We start from the raw sequence: 23199 nt of genomic DNA, 5'->3' as shown, positions 1-23199 counted from the left end.
AAGTCGGATTTCGCCGTTGCGATTTTGCTAGAATATTCAATTGCCGGGCGAATTTCCGCGCAATTTTGATGAAAATCAAAGCCTCGCTATTGCTATTTAGAGTGTATGCGCTAGAATTTTGCGAAGCCTCCAATCGTGGGAACAATGCGTCGAAAGACAGCTAGGAAGGGTCGCTATGTCTAACGGAAAAGAAAAGATCGCGATTATCGGCGCCGGCCTCGGTGGCGCCGTCGCGGGTGCGCTACTCCAGCACGCGGGTTTTGACGTCAACGTCTATGAACAAGCGCCGAGCTTCTCGCGCCTGGGCGCCGGCATCCATATGGGGCCGAACGTCCTGAAGATTTTCGAACGCATCGGCGTCGACAAGAAGGTCATCAGCATCAGCAGCACGCCGAGCCATTGGTTTAGCCGCGACGGCATTACCGGCGAATATACCGCGCGGGTTCCGCTCGAGGGCTACGGCCAGACCTATTGCACTGTTCACCGCGGCGACCTGCAGGCCATTCAGTGCGATGCGCTGCAGCCGGGCACCTTGCATTTCGGCAAGAAGCTGGCTCGCCTCGACGACAGCGGCACCGACGTACTGATCGAATTCGAAGATGGAACCTCGGTCCGCGCCGATATCGTGATCGGCGCCGACGGCATCAATTCGCGCGTTCGCGAAACGCTGCTCGGCGAAGAAAAGCCGAATTACAGCGGCTGGGTCGGCCATCGCGCCCTGATCTCGTCCGACAAGCTGAAGAAATACGACCTGACCTTCGAGGATTGCGTCAAGTGGTGGGGTCCGGACCGTCACATGATGGTCTACTACACGACGGCCAGCCGCGACGAATATTACTATGTCACCGGCGTTCCGCATCCGGCCTGGGAATTCGATTCGGCCTTCGTCGACAGCAGCCGCGACGAGATGGCGGCGGCGTTCGAGGGCTATCATCCGATCATCCAGGCGCTGATCGAAAGCACCGATGGGGTGACGAAATGGCCGCTGTTCAACCGCAACCCGCTCCCGCTTTGGAGCAAGGGCCGCCTAGTGCTGCTCGGCGATGCCTGCCATCCGATGAAGCCGCACATGGCGCAGGGTGCCGCGATGGCTATCGAAGACGCCGCCATGCTGACCCGCTGCCTGCAGGAAACCGGCATCAACGATTTCCGCACCGCTTTCGGACTGTATGAGACTAACCGCCGCGACCGCGCGACGCGTGTCCAGAGCGTTTCGAACGCCAACACCTTCCTGCTCAAGCAGGAGGATCCCGCGTGGGTCTATGGCTACGACATCTATGCCGAGCCGCTGAAGAGCGAGACCGCAGCATGAGCGGCGGTGCGTTGTACGGGGCAAACGTCTTCGCCAACGGCATTCGGCAACACTATCTGCGCTACGGCGGAAACGGCCCTGCCGTCATCCTGATCCCCGGCATAACCAGCCCGGCGATCACCTGGGGATTTGTCGCCGAGCGGCTCGCCGAACGCTACGACGTCTACGTGATCGACGTGCGCGGCCGGGGGCTGTCTTCGACCGGTCCAAATCTCGAATACGGGCTCGACACGATGGCAGCTGACGTCGTCGGCTTCGCCTCAGCGCTCGGACTTTCCGCTCCGGCACTGCTTGGCCACTCGATGGGTGCACGCATTGCAATCCGCGCCGCCGTTTCGGCACCTAGGGCGTTCTCGCGGCTTGCGCTGATCGATCCGCCTGTGTCTGGCCCCGGACGTCGCGCCTACCCGAGCAAGCTGCCCTGGTATGTCGACAGCATCCGCCTGGCGCTGAAGGGCATCGATGCGGAAGACATGAAGGCGTTTTGCCCGACATGGACCGACGAACAGCTGAAGCTGCGCGCCGAATGGCTGCACACCTGCTACGAGCCCGCCATCGTCACCGCCTTCGAGGACTTCCACAAGGACGACATCTTCTCCGATCTCCCGAAGCTCAACCAGCCAGCCATGCTTATGGTTGCCGGTCGCGGAGGCGTAATCGAGCCGGTGGATGAGGACGAAATCCAGGCACTTTATCCAGCGGTGGAAATCGTGCGCGTGCCAAATGCCGGGCACATGATCCCATGGGATGATTTCGACGGTTTCTTTGCCGCGCTTGGAGATTTTCTCTCCCGTTATTGAAACGGCGACGGGTCGACGATCCGCCGCCGTTTGTTTGGCACCCGCTTTTGCAACGCAGAGGATTCCACCCGTGCAGAAATATTACCGTATCGGCCAGATCGTTCCGAGCTCCAACACAACGATGGAGACCGAAATTCCCGCCATGTTGACGGCGCGCCAGTCCATCCGCCCCGAGCGCTTCACCTTCCACTCCAGCCGCATGCGGATGAAGAAAGTGGTCAAGGAAGAACTGGCCGCGATGGACGCCGAATCCGACCGGTGCGCCGTCGAGCTTTCCGACGCCCGCGTCGATGTTCTGGGATATGCTTGCCTGGTTGCCATCATGGCGATGGGCCTCGGCTATCACCGCCAGTCGGAAAAGCGTCTGACGGGTCGCACTCAGGAAAACAACGCGAACATTCCCGTCGTTACCAGCGCTGGCGCGTTGATCGAGGGCCTGAAGGTGATGAAGGCAAACAAGATCGCCGTCGTCGCACCCTATATGAAACCGTTGACCGAACTCGTGGTGAATTACATCCGGGAAGAGGGTTTCGAGGTCATGGATTGGCGGGCCCTTGAAATTCCCGACAATCTCGATGTCGCCCGCCACGATCCAGAAAATCTCCCGGCCATTGTCCAGACACTCGATCTGTCGAACGTCGATGTCATCGTGCTGTCGGCCTGCGTGCAGATGCCGTCGCTGCCGGTGATTGCCAAGGTCGAGGCCATGACCGGGAAGCCGGTTCTGACCGCCGCTGCGGCGACAACTTACTGCATGCTCAAGAAGCTCGGTCTGGAAGCAGTCGTGCCGGGCGCCGGCGCACTTCTGTCCGGCGCATACTGAAGAGAGACCAATCATGCAGAGCGCAGAAAGCAATTATCAAGGCGTCTGGGGTAACCGCATCGGCTTCGGCCAGCGCCCTGCCCTGCTCGTCATCGATTTCCTGAAGGGGTACACCACCGAGGGCGCGCCTCTCTACGCCCCGGGCGTGGTTGACGCGGTCGCGCAGACGCCGGCGCTCATCCAGGCCGCCCGCGACGCCGGCATCCCGGTCATCCATACGCGCATCCTCTATCTTGCGGAAAACTGCGCTGACGGCGGCATGTGGGTGAAGAAATCGCCCGTCATGAAGGGAATGGTCGAAGGCAATGTGCTGGCCGAGTTCTGCGGCGGCGTCGAGCCTGCCAAGGGCGAGCTCGTTATCGTCAAGCAGTATGCCAGCGCTTTCTTCGGCACCAGCCTTGCCTCGCAGCTGCATGCGCAGGGCATCGACACCGTGATCATGGCCGGCTGCTCGACCAGCGGCTGTATCCGCGCCACCGCCGTCGACGCGGTCCAGCATGGATTCCGTGGCATCGTCGTGCGCGAATGCGTCGGAGACCGGCACCCGGATCCGCACAATGCCAACCTCTTCGATATCGACAGCAAATATGGCGATGTCGTTTCGAGGGAGGAGGCGATCGCCGAAATCGCCAAGGTCAAGTCCGACTGTCCGTAACTGGACGAAACACCCAAGCCTTCAAGCAAAGATAAGGGAACGAGCATGGATCAATTCAGCTTCACGGAAATCTGCCTGCATCAGTTGAAGATGTCGGGCGTCCACGAGGGCGAAAAACTCATTGTCCTTACCCAGGGCAACGAGCGCCTCGATTACGCCGACGCCTTTATGGCGGCGGGCATGCGTCTTGGCGCCAAGATGTATCACATGCGTTTGCCGCCGGTGCCGCCGGCAGGTGCGTGGGCGGTCGGCCAGACAGGCCTCGCCGCCATGCCGGAAGCGGTAGAGGCCCTGAAGGCCGCCGACATGCTGATCGATTGCATCTTCCTGCTCTTCAGCCCGGAACAGATGGCGATCCAGGCGGCCGGCACGCGCATCCTGACTGCCGTCGAACCGCCGGAGATTCTCGCGCGCATGCTGCCGACAAAGGAACTGCGCGAGCGCGTCGAATTTGCCGGAGACCTGCTGTCCAAAGCGAAGGTGATGCGGATCACCTCTGCGCATGGCACGGATGTCACCTACAAGCTCAATACCTATCCCACCGTCACGGAATATGCGTGCACGGACGAGCCTGGCCGCTGGGATCACTGGCCGTCGGGCTTTGTATTCACCGGTGGTGATGACGACGGCGTTGATGGTACAATCGTCGTTGCTCCCGGCGATATCCTGCTGCCGCAGAATATCTACGTGCGCGACCCGATCATCTATACGATCGAAAACGGTTGGGTCACCGATATCCGCGGTGGCCTCGATTCCGAGCTGGTCAAATCCTACATGGCAGGTTTCAACGACCCGCGTGGCATGGGCATGAGCCATGTCGGCTGGGGCCTTAATCAGAACGCCAAGTGGCATCGAATGGTGCCCGGCGAATTCCCGGGCGGCATGGGCATGGAGGCACGCTCCTTCTACGGCAACGTGATGTTCTCCACTGGCCCCAACAACGAGCTCGGCGGCCCGAACGACACCGCCTGCCATCTGGACATCCCGATGCGCGGTTGCTCGCTGTTCCTCGACGATGAACCGATGGTTCTGGATGGCGACATCGCCGTCAAGGAAATGAAGTACAACTTCAAATAACCGAGATAGCCAAGCCGCTCCGCGTGAAATCGCGCGGAGCGGATGCGGCGCGACACGCCTTGACCGGCGCAACCTGCTGTGATGTTTGCTGCAGTCCGCGCTGCATTCGCGCCAAAGACGCCGCAAACCGATGGACCACGCCGACGATGACCGCAAAAGACACCGAACACCTGCCCGAAGCGCTTGCGCCTCAGAATGGCTACCACGTCACGGAGCAAGTCGGGCATCTGCTGCGCAAGGCCTATCAGCGTCATCTTTCGATTTTCCAGACCAATGCCAGCGATCCAGACCTGACATCGGTGCAGTTCGTGACGCTGTGCGCGCTGCATGACCTCGGTCCCAGTTCACAGGTCGAACTCGTCAAGGCCACCTCCGTCGACCAGGCGACCATCCGTGGCATCGTCGAGCGGCTGAAGGCCCGCGGGCTGATCGATCTCTCCAAGGACGAGGCCGACGGCCGCAAGGTGGTGATCTCCCTGCTGCCCAAGGGCGAGGCCCTGCTCGAGGAGATGTATCCCCGGGCACATCTCATCAGCGAAGAGACTGTTTCACGCCTCAATCCGGCAGAACGCATTGCTCTGTTGTACCTCCTGCGCAAAATCGCTGATGACGAGTGTGCAGAACTGTAGGTTGTGGATAGGATTCAACAGGAAACTCCTCAGATGGCACCATTTCGGAGAAATCTGCAATTGAAAGGGGCAGGTGGTCGCCTACGTTGCCTGACAGCCGCATCGACTGGGATTGTGCGGTCCAGGTGTGAGCGCATGTCTGAAGGGGAGTGTCTTAGCGGCTGAATAATGTCATAGGCGCGTTTATGAAGAGGTAGAGATCATCGACATTCTCGATGCCCTAATGGTCGGTTTTTACTATCAGCCGCGCTTACCGGTAAAGCTATTCGCCTTGAAGGATCTGAACCGGCGATTTAGTACAAAGAGGTGATTTTTCAGGCGGATAAGCCCGTTTGGGGGCGGGGTCCTCACTAAAAGCTTCCCCGCCGTGTCACCTTGGCGTCGCGACCGCAACTCACTCCATTACGGCCATGAACGCCGGGACCTGCTGTTCAAAGAACTTCGAGAACGAGGCGATACGGGGCGGCAGCACCTGATACGGGGGGTAGTACAGGGTCAACCATAAGTCTGGCGGCGCCCAGTCCCGCAGGACGTGGACCAGCCGTCCGGTCCGCAGATGCTCGGCCACATGGAACTTGGGCAGCATGGCGACCCCGACGCCGTCGGCCGCCATGCTCGCCAGCACCTCTCCGCTATTGGCGCTGAATGCCCGGCCCGCAGAAATCGTGGCGCTACCACTGCCGTCCGACAGCGTCCAGGTCTCCCGCTTGCTGTCACCGCTATAGGCCAGGCAATCGTCGGGAATGAGCTCGTTCGGATGTTTCATGTCGAAAAACCGGCTGCCCGGCGCTGCGACGAGGATACGGCGCACGACGCTGATCTTGCGCCAGATCGTGAACTTGTCCGAGGGTGCCGCGGAAATGCGGATCGCCAGATCATAGTCGTCGTCAATAATGTTCACGAGCCCATCCGCGAGCGAGATCTCGAAGCTGATCTTCGGGTAGCGTTCCTTAAAGGCCGACAGGATGGGCGGCAAGGCCTGCTGGCCGAACCAGGTCGGCGCGCTGATCCGCAGGCGGCCATGATCCGCCTTGTGGGTATTCATCACGTCCTTGCGCGCATTGTCCAGTGCCTGCACCGCCGGCTGGATCTGGGCCGCGAAGATCGCGCCGTCGGTGGTCAGCGACACCTGGCGCGTGGTCCGCACGAAGAGTTGCACGCCAAGGTCTTCTTCCAGGGCGGCGATCGCCCGGGTGACGGCTGCCGGGGTCATGTCGAGTTCGCGCGCAACCTGCGCGAAGTTCCGCTTTTCGGCGGCCAGCAGAAAGGTTCGAAGCAGCTTGTAGTCGTTCATCGATTATTACATCCATCGCAATTCATTGACAATTATTATTGCAATTCCGGCCGATGATCAACGGGCGTAGGTTTCAATCACACCAGACAAACCAACCCAGTCGCGGAAGGGCGAAACATCATGATCAAGGATATCAAGGGACTGCATCACATCACGTCGATGGCATCGGATGCCCGCCAGAACAACGCGTTCTTCACCGACACGCTTGGCCTGCGCCGCGTAAAGAAGACCGTGAATTTCGACGACCCCAACGTCTACCACCTCTACTACGGTGATGAAGCAGGCACTCCCGGCTCCGTCATGACCTACTTTCCTTTTCCCGACGTGATGCGCGGCCGTCCCGGCGTCGGCGAAGTCAGCGAAACCCAGTTCGCTATTCCCAAGGGCTCGCTCTCCTTCTGGCAGGATCGCCTGTCGGCAAAGGGAGCCGGCAACCTGCAGGCCGACACTGCCTTCGGTGCCGACCGCCTGCTGTTCAAGGGGCCGGACGGTGAGGGGTTTGCTTTGATCGAAGCGGAAGACGATGGCCGCAGGGCCTGGACTGGCGCCGGCATCGACGAAAGCGTCGGTATCCGCGGTTTTACCGGCGCGAGGTTTCGCCTGCATGATACCGCTGCTACGTCCGAACTGCTCGGCTTCATGGGCTACCAGCGCGCCGAGACGGATGGCGATGTCACCCGCTTCATCATTCCCGGCGGTAATGGTGCCGATACGATCGACCTCGAGCTTCTTCCGAAAACACCTTTCGCAAGGCAGGGCGCGGGTTCGGTGCATCATATCGCTTTCGCCGTCGAGAACCGCGCAAAGCAGCTCGAAGTCCGCAAGGCCCTGATGGATACGGGATACCAGGTGACACCTGTCATCGACCGTGATTACTTCTGGGCTATCTACTTCCGCACACCCGGCGGCGTCCTGTTCGAAATCGCCACGAACGAACCCGGTTTCGACCGCGACGAAGACACGGCACACCTTGGCGAGGTTTTGAAACTGCCGGCTCGCTACGAGCCCTATCGTGACCAGATCGAAGCCGGCCTGGCACCGCTGGCTGCCTGACGTCGCTTTCCAACAATAAGGCGGCATAACTTTCAAGACGTGCCGCCCTCCCTGCCCCATTACCTACCTGCAACCCAATCAAAGGAAGACACGAGATGTCCAGCAAGCTTCAGGTTCTCACCCCGCAGAACAGCCAGATCATCTTCATCGACCAGCAGCCGCAGATGGCCTTCGGTGTTCAGTCGATCGACCGCCAGGTCTTGAAGAACAACGTCGTCGGTCTTGCCAAGGCGGCCAGGATCTTCAACATCCCGACCACGATCACCACCGTCGAGACCGACAGTTTCTCGGGCAATACCTTCCCGGAGCTGCTCGCCGTCGTCCCCGACAATGATATCCTCGAGCGCACCTCGATGAATTCCTGGGACGACCAGAACGTCCGCGACGCGCTGGCCAAGCATGCAGCAGACGGCCGCAAGAAGGTCGTTGTCGCCGGCCTGTGGACCGAAGTTTGCAACACGACCTTCGCGCTCTCCTGCATGAACGACACCGACTACGAAATCTACATGGTCGCCGATGCTTCCGGCGGTACCTCCGTCGATGCGCACAAATATGCGATGGACCGCATGGTGCAGGCGGGTGTCGTTCCCGTCACCTGGCAGCAGGTCCTCCTGGAATGGCAGCGCGACTGGGCCCGCAAGGAAACCTACGACGCGGTCACGTCGCTAGTGAAGGAGCACTCCGGCGCCTACGGCATGGGCATCGATTATGCTGTTACGCATGTCCACGGCGGCGCCGAACGCGTCAAGCACGGCAAGCGGATCGGCCCGAACCCGGCCTCTATCTGATCTGAAACAGCCCCGCCCTGATCCACTTGGCGGGGCGATCTTTTTGGAAAAGGAATGCCCGGATGAAAATTTACCTTCTATCGCTGGCAGTCGGCCTTCTCGTCGGCGTCATCTACGGACTTCTCAACGTCCGCTCCCCGGCTCCGCCCGTCATCGCTCTCATCGGCTTGCTAGGTATTCTCGTCGGCGAACAGATCGTGCCGCTGGCAAAAAATCTCTGGAGCCGCGAGCCCGCTGCCGTTTCCTGGCTTCATCAGGTCAAGCCGCACATGTTTGGTCACCTTCCGAAGGGTGGGCTTAATGTAGCGAAGGCGACCTCCACAGGCGACGATTTGACATTGGGGAAAAGCTGATGACGACACGGCGCAAATTCCTGGGCGCAGCATCAAGCCTCGCCTTTTCAAATCTGTTTACACCGGCCAATGCCGCCGATCCCATCAAGACCGGAGCTGCTTCCATGCACGCCGATATCGTTTTTCACAACGGACTGATCACGACGCTTGATCGCGCAAATCCGAACGCCACCGCTGTCGCCGTGAAAGACGGCCTGTTCCTCGAGGTGGGAACCGACAGCGAGGTGATGACGCTCGCCGGACCGGATACGAAGATCATCGACCTGAAAGGCAAGCGCATGCTGCCGGGTCTGATCGACAACCACACCCACGTCGTGCGCGGCGGCCTCAACTTCAACATGGAACTCCGCTGGGATGGCGTTCGCTCACTCGCCGACGCGATGGACATGCTGAAGCGGCAGGTCGCGATCACGCCGGCTCCGCAATGGGTTCGCGTAGTCGGTGGTTTCACCGAGCATCAGTTTGCCGAGAAGCGCCTGCCGACGATCGACGAGATCAACGCGATCGCGCCCGATACCCCGGTCTTTCTGCTCCATCTCTATGACCGGGCGCTCTTGAACGGCGCAGCACTCCGCGCCGTCGGCTATACCAGAGACACACCGAACCCGCCGGGCGGCGAGATCACCCGCGATGCCAACGGCAATCCGACGGGCCTTCTGCTCGCCAAACCGAATGCGGGCATTCTCTATTCGACCCTTTCCAAGGGACCGAAACTTCCGTTCGAATACCAGGTCAATTCCACCCGCCATTTCATGCGCGAACTCAACCGGCTGGGCATTACCGGCGTGATCGATGCGGGCGGCGGTTTCCAGAACTACCCGGACGATTACGCGGTCATCCAGAAGCTTTCGGATGAGGACCAGCTGACGGTACGCCTCGCCTACAATCTGTTCACCCAGAAGCCGAGGGAAGAGAAGCAGGACTTCCTCAACTGGACGCAGTCGGTGAAATACAAGCAGGGTAATGATTACTTCCGTCACAACGGCGCTGGCGAAATGCTCGTCTTCTCCGCCGCCGACTTCGAGGATTTCCGCCAACCGCGGCCCGAAATGGCGCCGGAAATGGAAGGCGAGCTCGAGGAAGTGGTTCGCGTGCTCGCTGAAAACCGTTGGCCCTGGCGCATGCATGCCACCTATGACGAGACCATCTCCCGTTCGCTCGACGTTTTCGAGAAGGTCAATAAGGACATCCCGCTCGAAGGTCTCAACTGGTTCTTCGACCATGCCGAGACGATCTCGGATCGTTCGATCGACCGGATCGCGGCGCTCGGCGGCGGCATCGCTACCCAGCACCGCATGGCCTATCAGGGCGAATATTTCGTCGAGCGCTATGGTCATGGCATCGCCGAGGCCACGCCGCCGATCAAGCGCATGCTTGAGAAGGGCGTCAACGTCTCGGCAGGGACCGACGCGACGCGTGTCGCCTCCTACAATCCATGGGTTTCCCTTGCCTGGATGGTGACCGGGAAGACGGTCGGCGGCATGCAGCTCTATCCGCGCGCCAACTGCCTCGACCGCGAGATGGCGCTGCGCATGTGGACGGAGAAGGTCACCTGGTTCTCCAACGAGGAAGGCAAGAAGGGCCGGATCGAAAAAGGCCAGTTCGCCGACGTCGTCGTGCCGGACAAGGACTTCTTCACCTGCGCCGAAGACGAGATCTCGTACCTCACCTCGCAGTTGACCATGGTTGGCGGCAAGATCGTCTACGGTGCAGGCGACTTCTCGGCGCTTGACGAAAACAACGTCCCGCCTGCCATGCCGGATTGGTCACCCGTTCGCACGTTCGGCGGCTATGCGGCCTGGGGTGAACCGCAGGGTGCCGGCATGAATTCCCTGCGCCGGACCGCGATCTTCTCCTGCGGCTGCGCCAGTTCCTGCAACGTCCACGGCCACGACCACGCCGGTGCCTGGACGTCGAAACTGCCGATCGCCGATCTCAAGGGTTTCTTCGGCGCACTCGGCTGCGCCTGCTGGGCTGTGTGACTTTTCAACATAATCGATGGGCAGCGTTCAGATTGCTGCCCCACGGAACATTGTTGCGAGTATCGCAAGAGAATCTCAATTTTTGATGCAATTGTTGGCGGCAATCTTTGCGGCCAATATCGCTCCATCAGATGGAAACAACGCCGCCGCATGGACGAAGCGGCCAACATTGCAGGAGCCGACATGACTGATCACTCCCTCTCTTCCAACAGCTGGCGCCCGCGTATTGCCGGGGTCGTTGCCGCACCCGTAACCCGAACCTTTGCGCTCCTTGCCCTGTGCGCGGCCTATATCCAGGGGCCGCTGACCAAGCTTTTCGATTTCCAGAGTGCGATCGGCGAGATGGAGCATTTCGGTCTTCATCCGGCTGCCTTCTTCGGGGTCGCCGTGATCGTGTTCGAACTGGCGGCCTCGGCCATGGTGGTGTCGGGGATCCTTCGCTGGGCCGGAGCGCTGGCGCTCGCCGGGTTCACGCTCTTTGCCACGCTAATCGCCCTTCGTTTCTGGGAGCTGTCCCCAGGCATGGACCGCATGATGGCAACCAACGCCTTCTTCGAGCATCTCGGGCTCGCTGGCGCTTTCATTATTGTCGCCGCAAATGATCTGACCAAGGGAGCTGGCAAATGAGCACTACCAAATCCTCCGGGGGCAGCTTTGCTCCCCTTGCCCAGCCAATCTTCGCAGTTCTTTGGGCTGCAACCGTCCTCGGAAATACCGGCAGCTTTATGCGCGATGTCGCCAGTTCCTGGCTCATGACCGATCTATCGGCCTCGCCGGCCGCAGTCGCGCTGGTACAGGCGGCGGGAACCCTGCCGATCTTCCTCCTGGCAATACCTGCGGGCGTGCTCACCGATATTCTCGATCGTCGCAAGTTCCTGATCGCCGTGCAGATCTTGCTCGCGTCAGTCAGCGTAAGCCTCATGATCCTGGCAAATACCGGCATGCTTTCGGTCAGTGCGCTGATCGGCCTGACGTTTCTTGGCGGCATCGGCGCCGCGTTAATGGGGCCGACCTGGCAGGCGATCGTGCCGGAACTGGTGAAAAGAGAGGACGTCAAGAGCGCCGTCGCGCTCAACTCGCTCGGCATCAATATCGCCCGTTCGATCGGGCCGGCTGCCGGCGGCCTACTCCTTGCTGCCTTCGGCGCGGGCGTCACCTATGGCGCGGATGTTGCGAGCTATCTCGTCGTCATCGCGGCGCTCGTCTGGTGGCCCCGGGCAAAGAACGCCAATGATGCGCTGGCTGAAGGCTTCTTCGGCGCGTTCCGTGCAGGCCTGCGCTACACCCGCGCCAGCAAGCCCTTGCATGTCGTGCTTTTGCGCGCGGCGATCTTCTTTGCCTTCGCCAGTGCCATCTGGGCACTCCTGCCGCTCGTCGCCCGACAATTGCTCGGCGGTGACGCAGGCTTCTACGGTATCCTGCTTGGCGCCGTCGGCGCCGGCGCGATCGGCGGCGCATTGCTCATGCCTAAACTGCGCGAACGCTTTAATGCCGATGGCCTGCTTCTTGGTGCCGCTATTATCACAGCACTCGTCATGGGCGCTTTGTCGCTCGCGCCGCCGAAATGGGTCGCCATCATTGTTCTGCTCTTTCTCGGAGGCGCTTGGATCACGGCCCTGACCACCCTGAATGGCGCAGCGCAGGCCGTGCTTCCGAACTGGGTCCGCGGTCGCGGCCTGGCGGTCTATCTCACCGTCTTCAATGGCGCGATGACGGCAGGTAGCCTTGGCTGGGGCGCCGTTGGTGAAGCTGCCGGGGTGCCGGGGGCGCTGCTGATCGGCGCGGTGGGACTGCTCATTGCGGGCTTCATCATGCATCGCTTAAAGCTGCCGGCAGGCGACGCGGATATGGTGCCGTCCAACCACTGGCCAGAACCCTTGGTCGCCGAGCCTGTCGCCCATGACCGTGGACCTGTTCTGATCCTCATAGAATACCACGTCGAAAAACATCATCGCACAGCCTTCCTGCATGCGCTGGATGACATGTCCCACGAGCGGCGGCGGGACGGCGCCTACGGATGGGGGGTGACGGAAGACTCCGCCGATCCGCAAAAGATTGTCGAATGGTTCATGGTCGAATCCTGGGCCGAGCATCTTCGCCAGCACAAGCGGGTTTCAAATGCCGATGCTGACCTACAAGGCCAGGTCCTCGCCTATCACTCAGGAACGGACAAGCCGGTCGTACGGCATTTCCTGACAATCAACCGGCCGGGGGCCGCCTAGCAACGCGGGAGAGCGGCATCCTCCACTACCCTCGAATCATAGCCGTTAAAGGATCACGGTACGCGAAAATGACCGAGAACTTCCCCTCCATCACCCGCCGCAGCGCATTGCTTTCCGGAGCTGCCGCCGCAGCCGCCATGGTACTTCCCGCATCGTTTGGCCTGGCGGCCAACGCTGCTTCGACCACCACCTCAGCCAAAGGAGATAATACAATGGGCTACATCACCACCAAGGACGGCGTCGAAATCTTCTACAAGGATTGGGGTCCGAAGGATGCCCAGCCGATCGTCTTTCACCATGGCTGGCCGCTCTCCTCGGACGATTGGGATGCGCAGATGCTGTTCTTCCTGGCAAAGGGCTTCCGCGTCGTCGCCCACGACCGTCGTGGTCACGGTCGTTCGGCACAGGTTTCTGAAGGTCACGACATGGACCACTATGCCGCCGATGCCTTCGCCGTGGCCGAAGCGCTCGACCTGAAGAACGCCGTTCATATCGGCCATTCAACCGGCGGCGGGGAAGTTGCTCGCTATGTGGCAAAATACGGCCAGCCGGCCGGCCGCGTCGCCAAGGCCGTTCTGGTTTCAGCCGTTCCGCCGCTCATGCTCAAGACCGAGACAAATCCGGGCGGCTTGCCGATGGAAGTGTTCGACGGCATCCGCAAGGGCGTCGCCGGAAACCGTGCGCAGCTGTTCATCGACTTCCCCACCGGTCCGTTCTATGGCTTCAACCGGTCCGACGCGAAGGTCTACCCGGCCGTCATCCAGAATTGGTGGCGGCAGGGCATGATGGGCAGCGCCAAGGCCCATTACGATGGAATCAAGGCCTTTTCCGAAACCGACCAGACGGAAGACCTGAAGGCGATCACCGTTCCGACCCTCGTCATGCATGGCGATGACGATCAGGTCGTGCCCATCGACAACGCTGGCAAGCTCTCCGTCAAGCTAGTGCAAAATGGCACCCTGAAGGTCTATCAGGGTTATCCGCACGGCATGCTGACAACGCATGCCGACGTCCTGAACGCCGACCTCTTGGCATTTATTCAGGCTTAATTGGACTGTCCGGGTGGGGCCGTTTTCGCCGCATCCGGATCCGGCCGCACAAGCTCGACCCATATTGCCATCACCCCGAGTTCTTTTCTGAAGCTCAGCTCAAGAGCAGTGCTGCTCGATGGTTTTTTTCAGTGCCGGTTGCGCAAGCGCCACGCAGCCGGAGGCACTCCCTCGGCCCTCGTGAAGGTTGCGACGAATTCATTTTCATCCGGAAACCCGCACTCTTCAGCGATCCGGGCGATAGTTTCACCGGTTCTGCTCAGTTGCGATTGGGCTCTGCTCATTCGATACGACGCAATCCATTCCGAAACAGACTGCCCGGTCGTGCTCAAAAATCCGGAACAGAGCTCATCGACTGAAAACCCGCACGCTTCGGCGATCTCATCGACCGGTGTGCCGCCCGATAGGTTCGCAGCTATGTACGCCTTAATGCGCTTTTCCTGCAGCGCAGACAACTGACCGGTGCCCGACAGGTGCTGGATAGGGGACCGTCCGTAACGATGCGCAAGATGGGCACTTAACGCCAATCCGATATGAGGAAGCAGTGTGTCCCTGACCTCGTCCGGCATGTCGAACATCGGCATCAGCGCACCGCCGATGTTGCGGACCACCTGATCGTTAATCCCGCGGCAGGTCGTGAGGTCATCAATACGCGGCTCGCCTGCTTCCTCAGCGAGCTCGATAAAAAGCGCGCTTGGGATATGAAACGCGAGTGCTTCGAAGCGGCCACGAACCGAAATTGCGGCGCCATTCCTCAGACTGATGAGACACATAGAACCTCTGGAATAGGTCTTCAGGGGCGTCCGTGCTCCGTCCGGCAGGATGTCGCAATGATCAACGTCAACGAGATAGAGCATGACCAGAAAAGCGTCATCAGCTGGCAGGAAGATTGTATGTTCGCCATTGTCATAGGAGTGCTCGAGATGGACGACAGCGAGCTTGGCTTCGCAAAGAGGCCTGATTACCAGCGTCCGTACAGCATTAATCCCAAAACACGCCGCAATTCTCTCACTGACCGTCAACGCTTCACTCACATGTGTCTCGATCATCCTGGCTGGGAACTGTATAGCCGTCCCGACGAGATGCTGCGCTTCAAAGTTTCCTACACAGATTTCAAACGGCAATATTGAACAAAAGGATCCTCGCGGGGCCGATTTAACAAATTGTCGTGAGGCAACTTAGCGTGGGAAAGCTACCAAGCCGGCATGTCCGTGTTCGAGTGTCTAAAAATGAAAGAAGTGCGTCGTGGTCCAAGTTCTCCCCCTCCGCCACCAATCTTCCACTGGAAACGCGACCGACGGGTTCGGGTGCTCGTTGAAGCAGTTGTCGATCAACCAAAGCCTACCTGGTTCAGACATCGATATCTTTCGGAAGGCGACAGTCAACACTCAACTCGATCAGGTCATGACGCCGGCAAACGATCGGGGGTTTGTCGTCGGGGTTTCCTCTCTCGGTGGCCACACGCGGCGCATCTTCCACAAACATCATGCGACCACCCACGAATTTACCGAGAACTCGATCTATATTCGCGATTTCTCGGACGCCTACAAGGCGGATCTCCGCGGTCCTTTCGATTTCGTGTTGTTTGAAATTTCGCCAGCGTCCCTCGGCAAAATTGCCGATGATGCTGAAATGCCCGGCGTGACGTCGCTGTCAGTTGAAACCGCGTCAAAAGATATTGTGCTTGCCAATCTCGCTCGGGCGCTGATCCCGGCACTCGAAAAGCCAGACGAAGCCAACGCGCTATTCGTCGAGCAAATGACAACGGCCATCGGAACCTACCTGGTCCAGCGTTATGGCGGCCGGCCAACGGTAGGCTCTGATAGGTCGGGTAGCCTTTCGCGGACGCATGAGGATCTGGCGAAAGGTTTGCTTCTTGAGAACCTCGACGGCAACGTGTCAATTTCCGAAGTCGCGCAGATGTGCAATCTGTCGCGCGGCTATTTCATTCGCGCTTTTCGTGAGACGACCGGTATGACGCCCTATCAATGGGTTCTTCGTGAGCGAATAGACCGCGCCCGCAACCTCCTACGGACCTCAAAGACTCCACTCGCCGAAGTGGCCATCGCCTGCGGCTTCGCGGACCAAAGCCATTTCACGCGCGTCTTTGCAAGTATCGTCGGCACCACGCCTGGCAATTGGCGGCGCAACACCTGATCCAGACGAGGCCTCTTGGAGATTTTCGAACCGGAAGCTCTTGACCCGATTCGAACCTGAGACACACCAAATCCCACAGCTCCATCCGAGGTGCGCTAAATTGATTCACTTGCCCAATCTTCATGCGCGTGGCGAATTCGTATTACAAAAATTGTCTCATCATCTTCGATCCGATAAACGATTAGATGCGCTTTGAAGGGATGAATTCTAACGGGCGGATCAATCTCATCCCGTTCGCGCGCGATGCGCGGATTGACAGCTATCAGATCAAAAAATGCGAAAAGTTCATCGTGGTATCGGTTTGCCTGGCCTGCCCCGAACATGCGGACACCATGCTCGGCGATCGCAATAATGTCCTCTTCCGCTTCGGCAGAAAGCTTAAAACTCATGACTTGCTGGCACGAGCCATCGCTTCAGCAAAGAGTTCATCCTTTGATCGGATGCCGACACCACTTTGGAGCCCGGCCTCGACGAAGCTTTGCATGGCGGCGATCTTGTCGTTTCGCGTCTGGTCGCGTCGGATCAGGTCGCGCACGTAATCGCTAGCATTCGAATATCGCCCGGTCCTGGCCTGGGCCTCCACCCAATCCTTCATCGGGCCTGGAAGAGATACGTTCATCGTGGCCATTGATAACCTCCATTTGAAGTCAACATAACCGATTTTGGCAAAGTTTGTCAAAGGCTAGAACGCCTTTGATGAGATGCGGACCACTTCATCTCGACAGCATAACCTTCAACGACTTAGCGACGCGTCGAGGCATATGGGCGATTTACGGAACATTTTCCGCTATGGCACGTCACTATGCGGCTGCAGCAGGATCGCGCCTTTCCGTAGCAAATCTCAGCCGGGGCGCGAACGACGCTGGAGCGTAGCACCATAAGGTAACAACATGATCACCCGCCGTCATGAGGGCACAAGCGCCCCTCTGTGGCGGAACGAAGCACGTAGCAGCACGGATGCGATTTGCACGAACAGTCCGTGTACGAGCTTGGACATTGAACGCGAGCGCCGCTTCCTCACTTCGTTTTGTTCAACTCGACAAAATCTCCGGACACCTTGATAGTGATCGTCGCCCGCGGGACTCCGCCAGGGCCCAGAAGGCTGCCTCGAACTCCCCTCGACGCCGGGCTGGACAAGGCCCTTCTTAAGGCCGTCGTGTAGCTGTCGCCCTCGGCACGGAAGGCCATAGTTAATCATTTCGCCTTCGGCCGTCCAGCTGTAGGGCGCCATGCGCGTTTGATAACCTGCGGAACTAAACAACGCCTGTCGTCTACACCCCAACCTCTAGGTACTGAGAGATTCGAGCATGTGGTTTCGGAAGTCCCATCGGACATGTCTGATTCCGTGGACTTTGGATTCCGATCGGCACATCGTTGCCAATCCGGTATCAAACGGGAGAGGGCCGCAGGTCAATGAACTTGCGTTAACGGGAATAGACAAAATTTGGCCTCGCCACAGCGTTTTCGACTATAGCATAGGTCTCTTCAAGCCCCATAGTCGCAGCAATTCTGCTGGAGCCGAAATCTCTGCGGCAAAGACGTAAGGGTCTTCAGATCGTCTCGACTTCGTAGCGTCCCGCATTTTGATTGGAAGCCCGTGCCCCATGTTCCTGACCGAATAGAAAGCCAGCTTCAGACCGTCTGCGGCCCGCCACGATTGCAATCTGCCCCACGGTTTTTCCTCCGCACGTCCGCTGCTTTCGTCGATGCCCTGGACTTCGAGCCACTGTGCTATGCATGCGCTCGCGTTGACCGGGTTCACAGTCCTATCGTCCATGCCCTGCCAGATCGTTACCGCGGGCCACGTCTTGACCTCGGAAGAGATCTTCGTAACGGCTCGGCCCCAGCCGCCGGACGGCGGCGTCACGCCCGACTTCATTGCTCGTAACGCGGACATCGCATCTCGGGCCGATCCGACGGGCATGCCGGCAATAATCGCGGCGCCTGCGAACAATGGAGGATAGTTGGCAACGAGCGCGGCCGTCATCGCCCCGCCTGCAGACAGTCCTGCGATAAAGATCCTCGAGCGGTCGATGCGATGTTTTTCGCAAGTATGTTCGATCATCTGCTTGATGGAGAGCATCTCTCCACGGTCTCTGGCGACGGCGCTTGGGCGGAACCAGTTGAAGCATCGTTGCGAATTATTGGCGCTTCTCTGCTCAGGATAAAGGAGAACGAAGCCGCGGTCTTTTGCGAGTTTGGAGAAGCCAGCGGCACTATCCAGGCTTTCGGGTGTTTGTCGGCAGCCATGAAGCACGACCACAAGTGCGGGGTTTTTCGGCAGCCGCGCTGTCGGCACGAAGGTTTTCATGATTAGGCGGCCGGGATTGGTTCCAAATGCGGTCGTCTCGACCAGAGTCGGTTTCCCGGCACGGAGTGTCGGCGTCGCGCGTTTCGCCTTGTTTCGCGGCGCCTTGAGGGCCTTCTCGATCAGCCTGCTGAATTTCTTCTGGGATTTGAGGACCCGGGCTAGCGATTTGCCGAAACCGACTTTCATACGCCCACGCACTCGAGCTGCGACAACAGCATCCGCAAGCCCGGCTGCGCTGCTTCCCGCAGCGCGGTTTCCAAGGGGAACCATCGCGTCTTTCGGACATCCTTCTCCGGAAACTTGTCCGCGATCTTCGACACCTGGAGGAGATGCACGGCCACGTGGTACCGGTTGGAACTCGTGTCCTTCCGATAAGAAAACGTACCGAACACGGTCTTGTCGACGATGCCTGCGACCCCGGCCTCCTCGAACGCCTCTCTCAGCGCCGCGGCGCTGCTGACCTCACCACCTTCGACGTGCCCCTTCGGAATGCCCCATCGACCGTTCCGTCGGCTGCCTACAAAAAGGATTTCAACTCCACCGTTTTCGTTCCGACGGTAGCACAGAGCACCAGCCTGCGCGACATCGCGACCAGACATGGTTTTCGTAAGTTCGGTCTGGGCGTTTTCGTCGAGCATCGTCCGCCTCCGGTTTCGAAGCCCGCGCAAGCTAGCTGGGCGACGTTCGAGAGTCCAGTTTGCTTCATCACGTCGTGACGCGACCGAACTATGACAGGACCTCCAGCGTTGATGAGCGTCCAATCAGAATGGAGCCTGCCTTGCCAACAGAAATCGAAATCAAGCTCGACCTCTCTAACGAAGCCCTTGAGAGCCTTTTGGGTTCCGATCTTCTCGGAGAGCCTGACGACGCACTGCAGCAGTCATCGACCTACTTCGAGACGGATGATCGTCGGCTGTCGCAGAAGGGGTTCTCTCTGCGCATCCGCTCTACCGGCTCTTCCCACGTCCAGACTGTGAAGGCATCCGGGCCGGCGAAATCGCTGTTTGTCCGTTCGGAATGGGAGACTCCCATTGAAGGCAAGGAACCCGTCCTCGACCATACGAGCCCTCTCATGAGAGAGTTCGGACCGGAACTTGAGGTGGAAGCCGCTTTCACCTTGTTCATTGAGCGCAGCATCTGGAACATCGAGTTGAACGGCTCTCGGCTGGAGGTGGTCGTCGATCGGGGAGACGCAGTGTCTGGCAACAGGCGCTCGCCTGTTCAGGAAATCGAGGTCGAACTGAAGGACGGGGATCCGAAAGACCTGTTCGTCTTCATTCGCAAGATCGACGCGATCGCACCTTTCCGGTTCGGCATTCAGTCCAAGTCCGAACGGGGTCTCGCGCTTCTGGACAGGCTGCAATTCATGTCCAAGGCAGAGCGCCTCGATCTCGAGCGAAACATCAAGGCATCTGCCGCCTTTCGAGAGATCGCCACGTCCTGCTTTCGGCAGTTCCGTCTCAACGAAGAGATCCTTCTCCAGCGACGAAATTCCGAAGCCCTTCATCAGGCGCGGGTAGCCCTGCGGCGTCTCCGCTCTGCGTTCTCCCTGTTCAGGCCGCTCCTGATGGGCGACGAGCCGAAAAGGATCCAAGAGGAACTTCGCTGGCTCGCTGGCGTCCTGGGCGAAGCGCGTAATCTCGACGTCCTGCTGATGAAAGCGAAGGACTCCGACCTTAGGGCCAAGCTCAAGGATGCCCGCAACAAGGCCTACGGAGACGCTGTCGAGGCTCTAGAATCGGCGAGAGGGCGCGCGCTGATGCTCGATTTCAACGAGTGGCTTCAATGTGACACCGATCGCGCCGGCGGCGGTGGCGCAACTTCTGAGGACCCGCCAGCTTCGGAGTTTGCCGCGAAGGCCCTCGAGAAGATGCGTAAGAAGCTAAAAAAGCATGGCAGTGCGCTGGCAGAGACCGACGACGAGCATCGTCACCAGGTTCGCAAGGACGCCAAAAAGCTTCGCTACGCGGCCGAGTTCTTCGGATCGCTGTTCGCCGACAAGCGCGGCGCCCGTCGGTACCGGAAATTCATCGTAGCGATGGAGGCGCTGCAGGACCATCTTGGAGCACTGAACGATCTGGCAACCGGACCGGACGTGCTTGAGCAGCATGGACTGGCCGACCACCCTGCTCGAGATTCTGTCGTTTCCCACGAGGACAAGAATACGTTGATCCGCATGGCGCAGTCCTCAGTAGATGAGGTCATCGACACGAAGCGCTTCTGGCGCTGACATGAGGACGCCATGAACCTTAAGCGAAGGAACCTCGGTCTAGCAGGCACGGTCGAGAACGTCGATGAACATCGAGCAGACACGATGAATGAGATTGACGTCTATCCGAAGCCGATCCAGCAGTATGGTGCATTGTGTTTCCGAAACACACCCAAGGGGCCACAGGTGCTTCTCATCACGACGCGGGAGACGAGACGTTGGATGATCCCGAAGGGCTGGCCGATATCAGGTTTGAAGCCGCGCAAGGTGGCAGAACGTGAGGCCTGGGAGGAAGCTGGCGTGATCGGGAGGGCGAAGAAGAAGCCCTTCGGCGAGTTCCTCTATGACAAGCTGATGCAGGACGGAAGTGGAGCGCGACCGGTCGTTGCCGTCTTCCTACTGGAGGTCCGCCGTAGCCGAAAGCGCTTTCCAGAAATGGCGGAGCGAGATTCCGTGTGGCTGACGCCGTTTGAGGCCGCCCGCCGCGTAGAGGAGCCGGACCTTGAGCGCCTGCTGCTGAAGTTCGGACGAATGGTCGAGCGCGGGGGACGACTTCCCTAGCTCGACGGTCGCGGATTTTCGATCTCGGGAATTCCGGTTCCGCCTTTCGTCAGCCACGAGTTCCTGGAATGTGAACTTGTCTCTACTTCTCCAAGCTAGCTTCGACCTTCTTGCGGCTGTTGCCGACTTTTTTAACAGTCTCCTTGACCTTCGACGTCGAGACCCGCTCTTTTTCCGCCTCGTACCGGACCTCGTGATCCTGTCCTCCTTATAAGTTCTCGAAGGCGATCTGATAGCAAGAGGCAGGCGCACGTCATCGCAAGCCTTCTCTTCGGCGCAATCCCCGATCTATCCGCAAATTTGGAGATTGGTGTTAGTGTTGACTCTGGAGATCACTCAGCCGAAAACAGGCCGTGGCTTAAGAGGAATACCGATGGCTGACGAGAACAACATAGGACCGGCTGCTGTAATCGAGGCAACGGACGCGGACGCAAAAACACCTGCTGCCAAGAAGCAGAAGCCGCCACAGCGCCAGAAGACAACCTTCGAACCGGCGCAATCTGCATCAAATGCAACTGCTGCAAAGTCACAGGCCACTAAGCGAAGGTCCTACAGCGAGCAAGAAAAAACCGGCAAGCTCAAGCTGATCGAGACGCAAGTCACCGAGGGCAAAAGCACCCTCAAGGACGCGATCAAGAAGGTCGGCATTTCCGAACAAACCTACTATAATTGGAAACGGACTGGGATGCCTGTTGTTCACAGGAACGAGAAGCCTGTTCCGGCCGGTGATGAGCTGGCGGATCTTGTGCAGCTCGAAAAAGAGAACCAGAGGCTTCGCAAGCTTCTGGCGGAAAAATTGCGTTCGGAAAACTCGCAGCTGCGCAAGAGGCTCGGACTGAGCTAAGAATCGGCCACCCAGGCGGTCATTTTTTCCATTGGATCCGAACGGTTTCCACCCCAATCCCGGTGTTTAAGGCCAACGACTGCGCGAAATTCTTCCGCTGGCCCGCTCCTCAAAAAGCCCGTGTACTCCGTACGGTATTGTTGGTGCGAAGTATCGTCGCTATCTCGCGCGGTGGCTAGTTGAAGCGCGCTGCGAGGCAATATATGGGTCCGGGGGCGGGAACGAAGTGGCGCCGGTTGGTGCTGGCTGCACGCGATTTACTTGAGGTTGAAACCGGATGAAAACGCCACAACGGAAATTCATTGTCGAATTCAAATCGGGTCGACGACCCACGAAGGGGCAAACAAACTCAATTTGGGGTGACACTGATCTCAAGGCTTTTAATCGAGAAGTGGAAGATAAGGCGCCACATCCATTCAATTCAAATGCGGCACATGGTCTGCCTGACGAAGCCGGAGACATGGCATCTGATGCGATGAATTCGGGTTCCGCTCGCAAACACCCAGGCGAGGCCAATGTTGCACAAACTTTGATATCATCAAGCGACGGCGCAAAGGTCGACGTGCCAAAGCAACATGCGACTACCGTTCCGACTGCCAAAGTTGTTGCGCAGGTGCAGGAGAGCCAGACGGTTTTCCAGCCCGAGAGAATATCAAACGGCACTCTTCGAAAGCGTGTTAGGCGCGGCCCCGTTTCGACGGGGAAGAGCAAGCCCCGAAGCACGAAATCCGTGACTGCTCGGGTTGCGGTTTCCTTCGAGGAAGTAACTGCCCTCGATGCAGAAAACAAGCGGCTCAAGAGGCTACTGGCAGAACAGCTTCTTGCACAGAACTTGCAGCTCACGAAGATGCTTGAGCGCTTTGATGTCGCGTAAAACTGCCCCGGAAAATGGCCGTCGCGCCAGATCCGAGCCTGATCGGCAATGAGGGTCGAGTGCTCGCCTGATGAGGGGACACCCTGCCGCGTCATCGACGATGTCTCTTAGGCGGCTTCGCCTCAAACGTACACGGTCCGCTTTTGCGTAAGACCTCGACAGGGTTTCCAGGAAAACCCTCGCAATGCGTCGACAGAGGATTGATT

The 23199-nt window shown here is 59.0% G+C and carries 25 protein-coding genes and 1 pseudogene; 19 read left to right on the top strand and 7 right to left on the bottom strand.

The window, feature by feature from the left end; all coding sequences use genetic code 11:
- Nucleotides 1-175 precede the first annotated feature (175 nt).
- The 6 genes from G9X67_RS05540 (at nucleotide 176) to G9X67_RS05515 (ending at nucleotide 5296) form a co-directional block, all read left to right on the top strand.
- Nucleotides 176-1312: an FAD-dependent monooxygenase gene (locus tag G9X67_RS05540; RefSeq protein WP_138331127.1), complete on the top strand. Its 1137-nt coding sequence runs from the start codon at nucleotides 176-178 to the stop codon at nucleotides 1310-1312.
- The gene (locus tag G9X67_RS05535; protein ID WP_171598339.1) at nucleotides 1309-2112 is read left to right on the top strand and encodes an alpha/beta hydrolase; all 804 of its coding nucleotides are present in this window, start codon (nucleotides 1309-1311) and stop codon (nucleotides 2110-2112) included. The genes G9X67_RS05540 and G9X67_RS05535 overlap by 4 nt, the downstream gene beginning before the upstream one ends.
- Before the next feature lie 70 nt (nucleotides 2113-2182).
- Complete coding sequence (locus G9X67_RS05530; protein WP_138390755.1) at nucleotides 2183-2935, top strand: Asp/Glu racemase; 753 nt, start codon at nucleotides 2183-2185, stop codon at nucleotides 2933-2935.
- Between the two features lie 13 nt (nucleotides 2936-2948).
- Nucleotides 2949-3590 (top strand): N-carbamoylsarcosine amidohydrolase, encoded by a 642-nt coding sequence (locus G9X67_RS05525; RefSeq protein WP_171598338.1) that lies wholly within the window; start codon nucleotides 2949-2951, stop codon nucleotides 3588-3590.
- Nucleotides 3591-3635: 45 nt separating this feature from the next.
- A complete protein-coding gene (locus G9X67_RS05520) occupies nucleotides 3636-4667 on the top strand; it encodes a leucyl aminopeptidase (protein WP_171598337.1) in 1032 nt (343 codons plus the stop codon).
- Between the two features lie 146 nt (nucleotides 4668-4813).
- Nucleotides 4814-5296: a MarR family transcriptional regulator gene (locus G9X67_RS05515; protein ID WP_171598368.1), complete on the top strand. Its 483-nt coding sequence runs from the start codon at nucleotides 4814-4816 to the stop codon at nucleotides 5294-5296.
- 394 nt (nucleotides 5297-5690) lie between these two features.
- Here the strand turns inward: G9X67_RS05515 and G9X67_RS05510 are convergent, their stop codons facing one another.
- The gene (locus G9X67_RS05510; protein ID WP_138331121.1) at nucleotides 5691-6590 is read right to left on the bottom strand and encodes a LysR family transcriptional regulator; all 900 of its coding nucleotides are present in this window, start codon (nucleotides 6588-6590) and stop codon (nucleotides 5691-5693) included.
- Nucleotides 6591-6710: 120 nt separating this feature from the next.
- On the opposite strand from G9X67_RS05510, the gene G9X67_RS05505 reads away from it, so the two are divergent.
- From G9X67_RS05505 to G9X67_RS05475, 7 genes are all read left to right on the top strand, one after another.
- Nucleotides 6711-7643: a VOC family protein gene (locus G9X67_RS05505; protein ID WP_171598336.1), complete on the top strand. Its 933-nt coding sequence runs from the start codon at nucleotides 6711-6713 to the stop codon at nucleotides 7641-7643.
- Nucleotides 7644-7738: 95 nt separating this feature from the next.
- The gene (locus tag G9X67_RS05500; protein ID WP_129421021.1) at nucleotides 7739-8431 is read left to right on the top strand and encodes a hydrolase; all 693 of its coding nucleotides are present in this window, start codon (nucleotides 7739-7741) and stop codon (nucleotides 8429-8431) included.
- 62 nt (nucleotides 8432-8493) lie between these two features.
- A complete protein-coding gene (locus G9X67_RS05495; protein ID WP_138331118.1) occupies nucleotides 8494-8784 on the top strand; it encodes a XapX domain-containing protein in 291 nt (96 codons plus the stop codon).
- Nucleotides 8784-10766, top strand: coding sequence for an amidohydrolase (locus tag G9X67_RS05490; protein WP_138390752.1), 1983 nt, complete (start codon nucleotides 8784-8786; stop codon nucleotides 10764-10766). Before G9X67_RS05495 ends, G9X67_RS05490 begins: the two co-directional genes overlap by 1 nt.
- Before the next feature lie 183 nt (nucleotides 10767-10949).
- Nucleotides 10950-11393, top strand: coding sequence for a DoxX family protein (locus G9X67_RS05485; RefSeq protein WP_171598335.1), 444 nt, complete (start codon nucleotides 10950-10952; stop codon nucleotides 11391-11393).
- Nucleotides 11390-12988 carry an MFS transporter gene (locus G9X67_RS05480; protein ID WP_138390750.1) on the top strand — a complete coding sequence of 533 codons (1599 nt, stop codon included), beginning with the start codon at nucleotides 11390-11392 and terminating at the stop codon, nucleotides 12986-12988. The genes G9X67_RS05485 and G9X67_RS05480 overlap by 4 nt, the downstream gene beginning before the upstream one ends.
- Before the next feature lie 68 nt (nucleotides 12989-13056).
- The gene (locus G9X67_RS05475; protein ID WP_138390749.1) at nucleotides 13057-14037 is read left to right on the top strand and encodes an alpha/beta hydrolase; all 981 of its coding nucleotides are present in this window, start codon (nucleotides 13057-13059) and stop codon (nucleotides 14035-14037) included.
- 128 nt (nucleotides 14038-14165) lie between these two features.
- On the opposite strand, the gene G9X67_RS05470 is transcribed toward G9X67_RS05475, so the two are convergent.
- Complete coding sequence (locus G9X67_RS05470) at nucleotides 14166-14894, bottom strand: AraC family transcriptional regulator (RefSeq protein ID WP_246705371.1); 729 nt, start codon at nucleotides 14892-14894, stop codon at nucleotides 14166-14168.
- On the opposite strand from G9X67_RS05470, the gene G9X67_RS34860 reads away from it, so the two are divergent.
- Both G9X67_RS34860 and G9X67_RS05465 read left to right on the top strand, forming a co-directional pair.
- Nucleotides 14868-15167: a hypothetical protein gene (locus tag G9X67_RS34860; protein WP_246705370.1), complete on the top strand. Its 300-nt coding sequence runs from the start codon at nucleotides 14868-14870 to the stop codon at nucleotides 15165-15167. The genes G9X67_RS05470 and G9X67_RS34860 overlap by 27 nt on opposite strands.
- Before the next feature lie 193 nt (nucleotides 15168-15360).
- Nucleotides 15361-16194 (top strand): AraC family transcriptional regulator, encoded by an 834-nt coding sequence (locus G9X67_RS05465; RefSeq protein ID WP_171598366.1) that lies wholly within the window; start codon nucleotides 15361-15363, stop codon nucleotides 16192-16194.
- Nucleotides 16195-16289: 95 nt separating this feature from the next.
- Here the strand turns inward: G9X67_RS05465 and G9X67_RS05460 are convergent, their stop codons facing one another.
- From G9X67_RS05460 to G9X67_RS05445, 4 genes are all read right to left on the bottom strand, one after another.
- Nucleotides 16290-16583 (bottom strand): type II toxin-antitoxin system RelE/ParE family toxin, encoded by a 294-nt coding sequence (locus G9X67_RS05460; protein ID WP_171598334.1) that lies wholly within the window; start codon nucleotides 16581-16583, stop codon nucleotides 16290-16292.
- The gene (locus tag G9X67_RS05455; protein WP_028739446.1) at nucleotides 16580-16822 is read right to left on the bottom strand and encodes a type II toxin-antitoxin system ParD family antitoxin; all 243 of its coding nucleotides are present in this window, start codon (nucleotides 16820-16822) and stop codon (nucleotides 16580-16582) included. The genes G9X67_RS05460 and G9X67_RS05455 overlap by 4 nt, the downstream gene beginning before the upstream one ends.
- Before the next feature lie 840 nt (nucleotides 16823-17662).
- A complete protein-coding gene (locus G9X67_RS05450) occupies nucleotides 17663-18691 on the bottom strand; it encodes a PHB depolymerase family esterase (protein ID WP_171598333.1) in 1029 nt (342 codons plus the stop codon).
- Nucleotides 18688-19143: an NUDIX hydrolase gene (locus tag G9X67_RS05445; RefSeq protein WP_138390746.1), complete on the bottom strand. Its 456-nt coding sequence runs from the start codon at nucleotides 19141-19143 to the stop codon at nucleotides 18688-18690. The genes G9X67_RS05450 and G9X67_RS05445 overlap by 4 nt, the downstream gene beginning before the upstream one ends.
- 140 nt (nucleotides 19144-19283) lie before the next feature.
- On the opposite strand from G9X67_RS05445, the gene G9X67_RS05440 reads away from it, so the two are divergent.
- Nucleotides 19284-20735, top strand: a complete 1452-nt coding sequence (locus G9X67_RS05440; protein ID WP_246705369.1) for a CHAD domain-containing protein — start codon at nucleotides 19284-19286, stop codon at nucleotides 20733-20735.
- Nucleotides 20736-20819: 84 nt separating this feature from the next.
- Entirely contained in the window at nucleotides 20820-21275 is a 456-nt protein-coding gene (locus G9X67_RS05435) for an NUDIX hydrolase (RefSeq protein ID WP_138331109.1), read from the top strand.
- An 82-nt stretch (nucleotides 21276-21357) separates the two neighbouring features.
- On the opposite strand, the pseudogene G9X67_RS05430 reads toward G9X67_RS05435, so the two are convergent.
- Nucleotides 21358-21504, bottom strand: a pseudogene (locus tag G9X67_RS05430) (DUF3606 domain-containing protein).
- Between the two features lie 144 nt (nucleotides 21505-21648).
- Here G9X67_RS05430 and G9X67_RS05425 point away from each other — a divergent pair.
- Nucleotides 21649-22119 (top strand): transposase, encoded by a 471-nt coding sequence (locus G9X67_RS05425; RefSeq protein WP_138390744.1) that lies wholly within the window; start codon nucleotides 21649-21651, stop codon nucleotides 22117-22119.
- Between the two features lie 277 nt (nucleotides 22120-22396).
- The gene (locus G9X67_RS05420) at nucleotides 22397-22993 is read left to right on the top strand and encodes a hypothetical protein (RefSeq protein ID WP_138390743.1); all 597 of its coding nucleotides are present in this window, start codon (nucleotides 22397-22399) and stop codon (nucleotides 22991-22993) included.
- The last annotated feature ends 206 nt before the right edge of the window (nucleotides 22994-23199 follow it).

Source organism: Rhizobium sp. WYCCWR 11152 (genome assembly GCF_013087615.1).
Lineage (GTDB): Bacteria > Pseudomonadota > Alphaproteobacteria > Rhizobiales > Rhizobiaceae > Rhizobium > Rhizobium indicum.
Note: the sequence above shows the minus strand (reverse complement) of the source record. Positions and strands in the feature narration are given on the sequence as shown.

What these genes read in the sequence shown, in the direction of transcription:
- G9X67_RS05460 (WP_171598334.1), bottom strand. Translation starts at nt 16,583, where the DNA reads ATGAGTTTTAAGCTTTCTGCCGAAGCGGAAGAGGACATTATTGCGATC.
- G9X67_RS05540 (WP_138331127.1), top strand. Translation starts at nt 176, where the DNA reads ATGTCTAACGGAAAAGAAAAGATCGCGATTATCGGCGCCGGCCTCGGT.
- G9X67_RS05435 (WP_138331109.1), top strand. Translation starts at nt 20,820, where the DNA reads ATGAATGAGATTGACGTCTATCCGAAGCCGATCCAGCAGTATGGTGCA.
- G9X67_RS05510 (WP_138331121.1), bottom strand. Translation starts at nt 6,590, where the DNA reads ATGAACGACTACAAGCTGCTTCGAACCTTTCTGCTGGCCGCCGAAAAG.
- G9X67_RS05480 (WP_138390750.1), top strand. Translation starts at nt 11,390, where the DNA reads ATGAGCACTACCAAATCCTCCGGGGGCAGCTTTGCTCCCCTTGCCCAG.
- G9X67_RS05420 (WP_138390743.1), top strand. Translation starts at nt 22,397, where the DNA reads ATGAAAACGCCACAACGGAAATTCATTGTCGAATTCAAATCGGGTCGA.
- G9X67_RS05500 (WP_129421021.1), top strand. Translation starts at nt 7,739, where the DNA reads ATGTCCAGCAAGCTTCAGGTTCTCACCCCGCAGAACAGCCAGATCATC.
- G9X67_RS05485 (WP_171598335.1), top strand. Translation starts at nt 10,950, where the DNA reads ATGACTGATCACTCCCTCTCTTCCAACAGCTGGCGCCCGCGTATTGCC.
- G9X67_RS05425 (WP_138390744.1), top strand. Translation starts at nt 21,649, where the DNA reads ATGGCTGACGAGAACAACATAGGACCGGCTGCTGTAATCGAGGCAACG.
- G9X67_RS05445 (WP_138390746.1), bottom strand. Translation starts at nt 19,143, where the DNA reads ATGCTCGACGAAAACGCCCAGACCGAACTTACGAAAACCATGTCTGGT.
- G9X67_RS05450 (WP_171598333.1), bottom strand. Translation starts at nt 18,691, where the DNA reads ATGAAAGTCGGTTTCGGCAAATCGCTAGCCCGGGTCCTCAAATCCCAG.
- G9X67_RS05525 (WP_171598338.1), top strand. Translation starts at nt 2,949, where the DNA reads ATGCAGAGCGCAGAAAGCAATTATCAAGGCGTCTGGGGTAACCGCATC.
- G9X67_RS05505 (WP_171598336.1), top strand. Translation starts at nt 6,711, where the DNA reads ATGATCAAGGATATCAAGGGACTGCATCACATCACGTCGATGGCATCG.
- G9X67_RS05475 (WP_138390749.1), top strand. Translation starts at nt 13,057, where the DNA reads ATGACCGAGAACTTCCCCTCCATCACCCGCCGCAGCGCATTGCTTTCC.
- G9X67_RS05495 (WP_138331118.1), top strand. Translation starts at nt 8,494, where the DNA reads ATGAAAATTTACCTTCTATCGCTGGCAGTCGGCCTTCTCGTCGGCGTC.
- G9X67_RS05520 (WP_171598337.1), top strand. Translation starts at nt 3,636, where the DNA reads ATGGATCAATTCAGCTTCACGGAAATCTGCCTGCATCAGTTGAAGATG.
- G9X67_RS05470 (WP_246705371.1), bottom strand. Translation starts at nt 14,894, where the DNA reads ATGCTCTATCTCGTTGACGTTGATCATTGCGACATCCTGCCGGACGGA.
- G9X67_RS05455 (WP_028739446.1), bottom strand. Translation starts at nt 16,822, where the DNA reads ATGGCCACGATGAACGTATCTCTTCCAGGCCCGATGAAGGATTGGGTG.
- G9X67_RS05535 (WP_171598339.1), top strand. Translation starts at nt 1,309, where the DNA reads ATGAGCGGCGGTGCGTTGTACGGGGCAAACGTCTTCGCCAACGGCATT.
- G9X67_RS34860 (WP_246705370.1), top strand. Translation starts at nt 14,868, where the DNA reads ATGATCAACGTCAACGAGATAGAGCATGACCAGAAAAGCGTCATCAGC.
- G9X67_RS05515 (WP_171598368.1), top strand. Translation starts at nt 4,814, where the DNA reads ATGACCGCAAAAGACACCGAACACCTGCCCGAAGCGCTTGCGCCTCAG.
- G9X67_RS05490 (WP_138390752.1), top strand. Translation starts at nt 8,784, where the DNA reads ATGACGACACGGCGCAAATTCCTGGGCGCAGCATCAAGCCTCGCCTTT.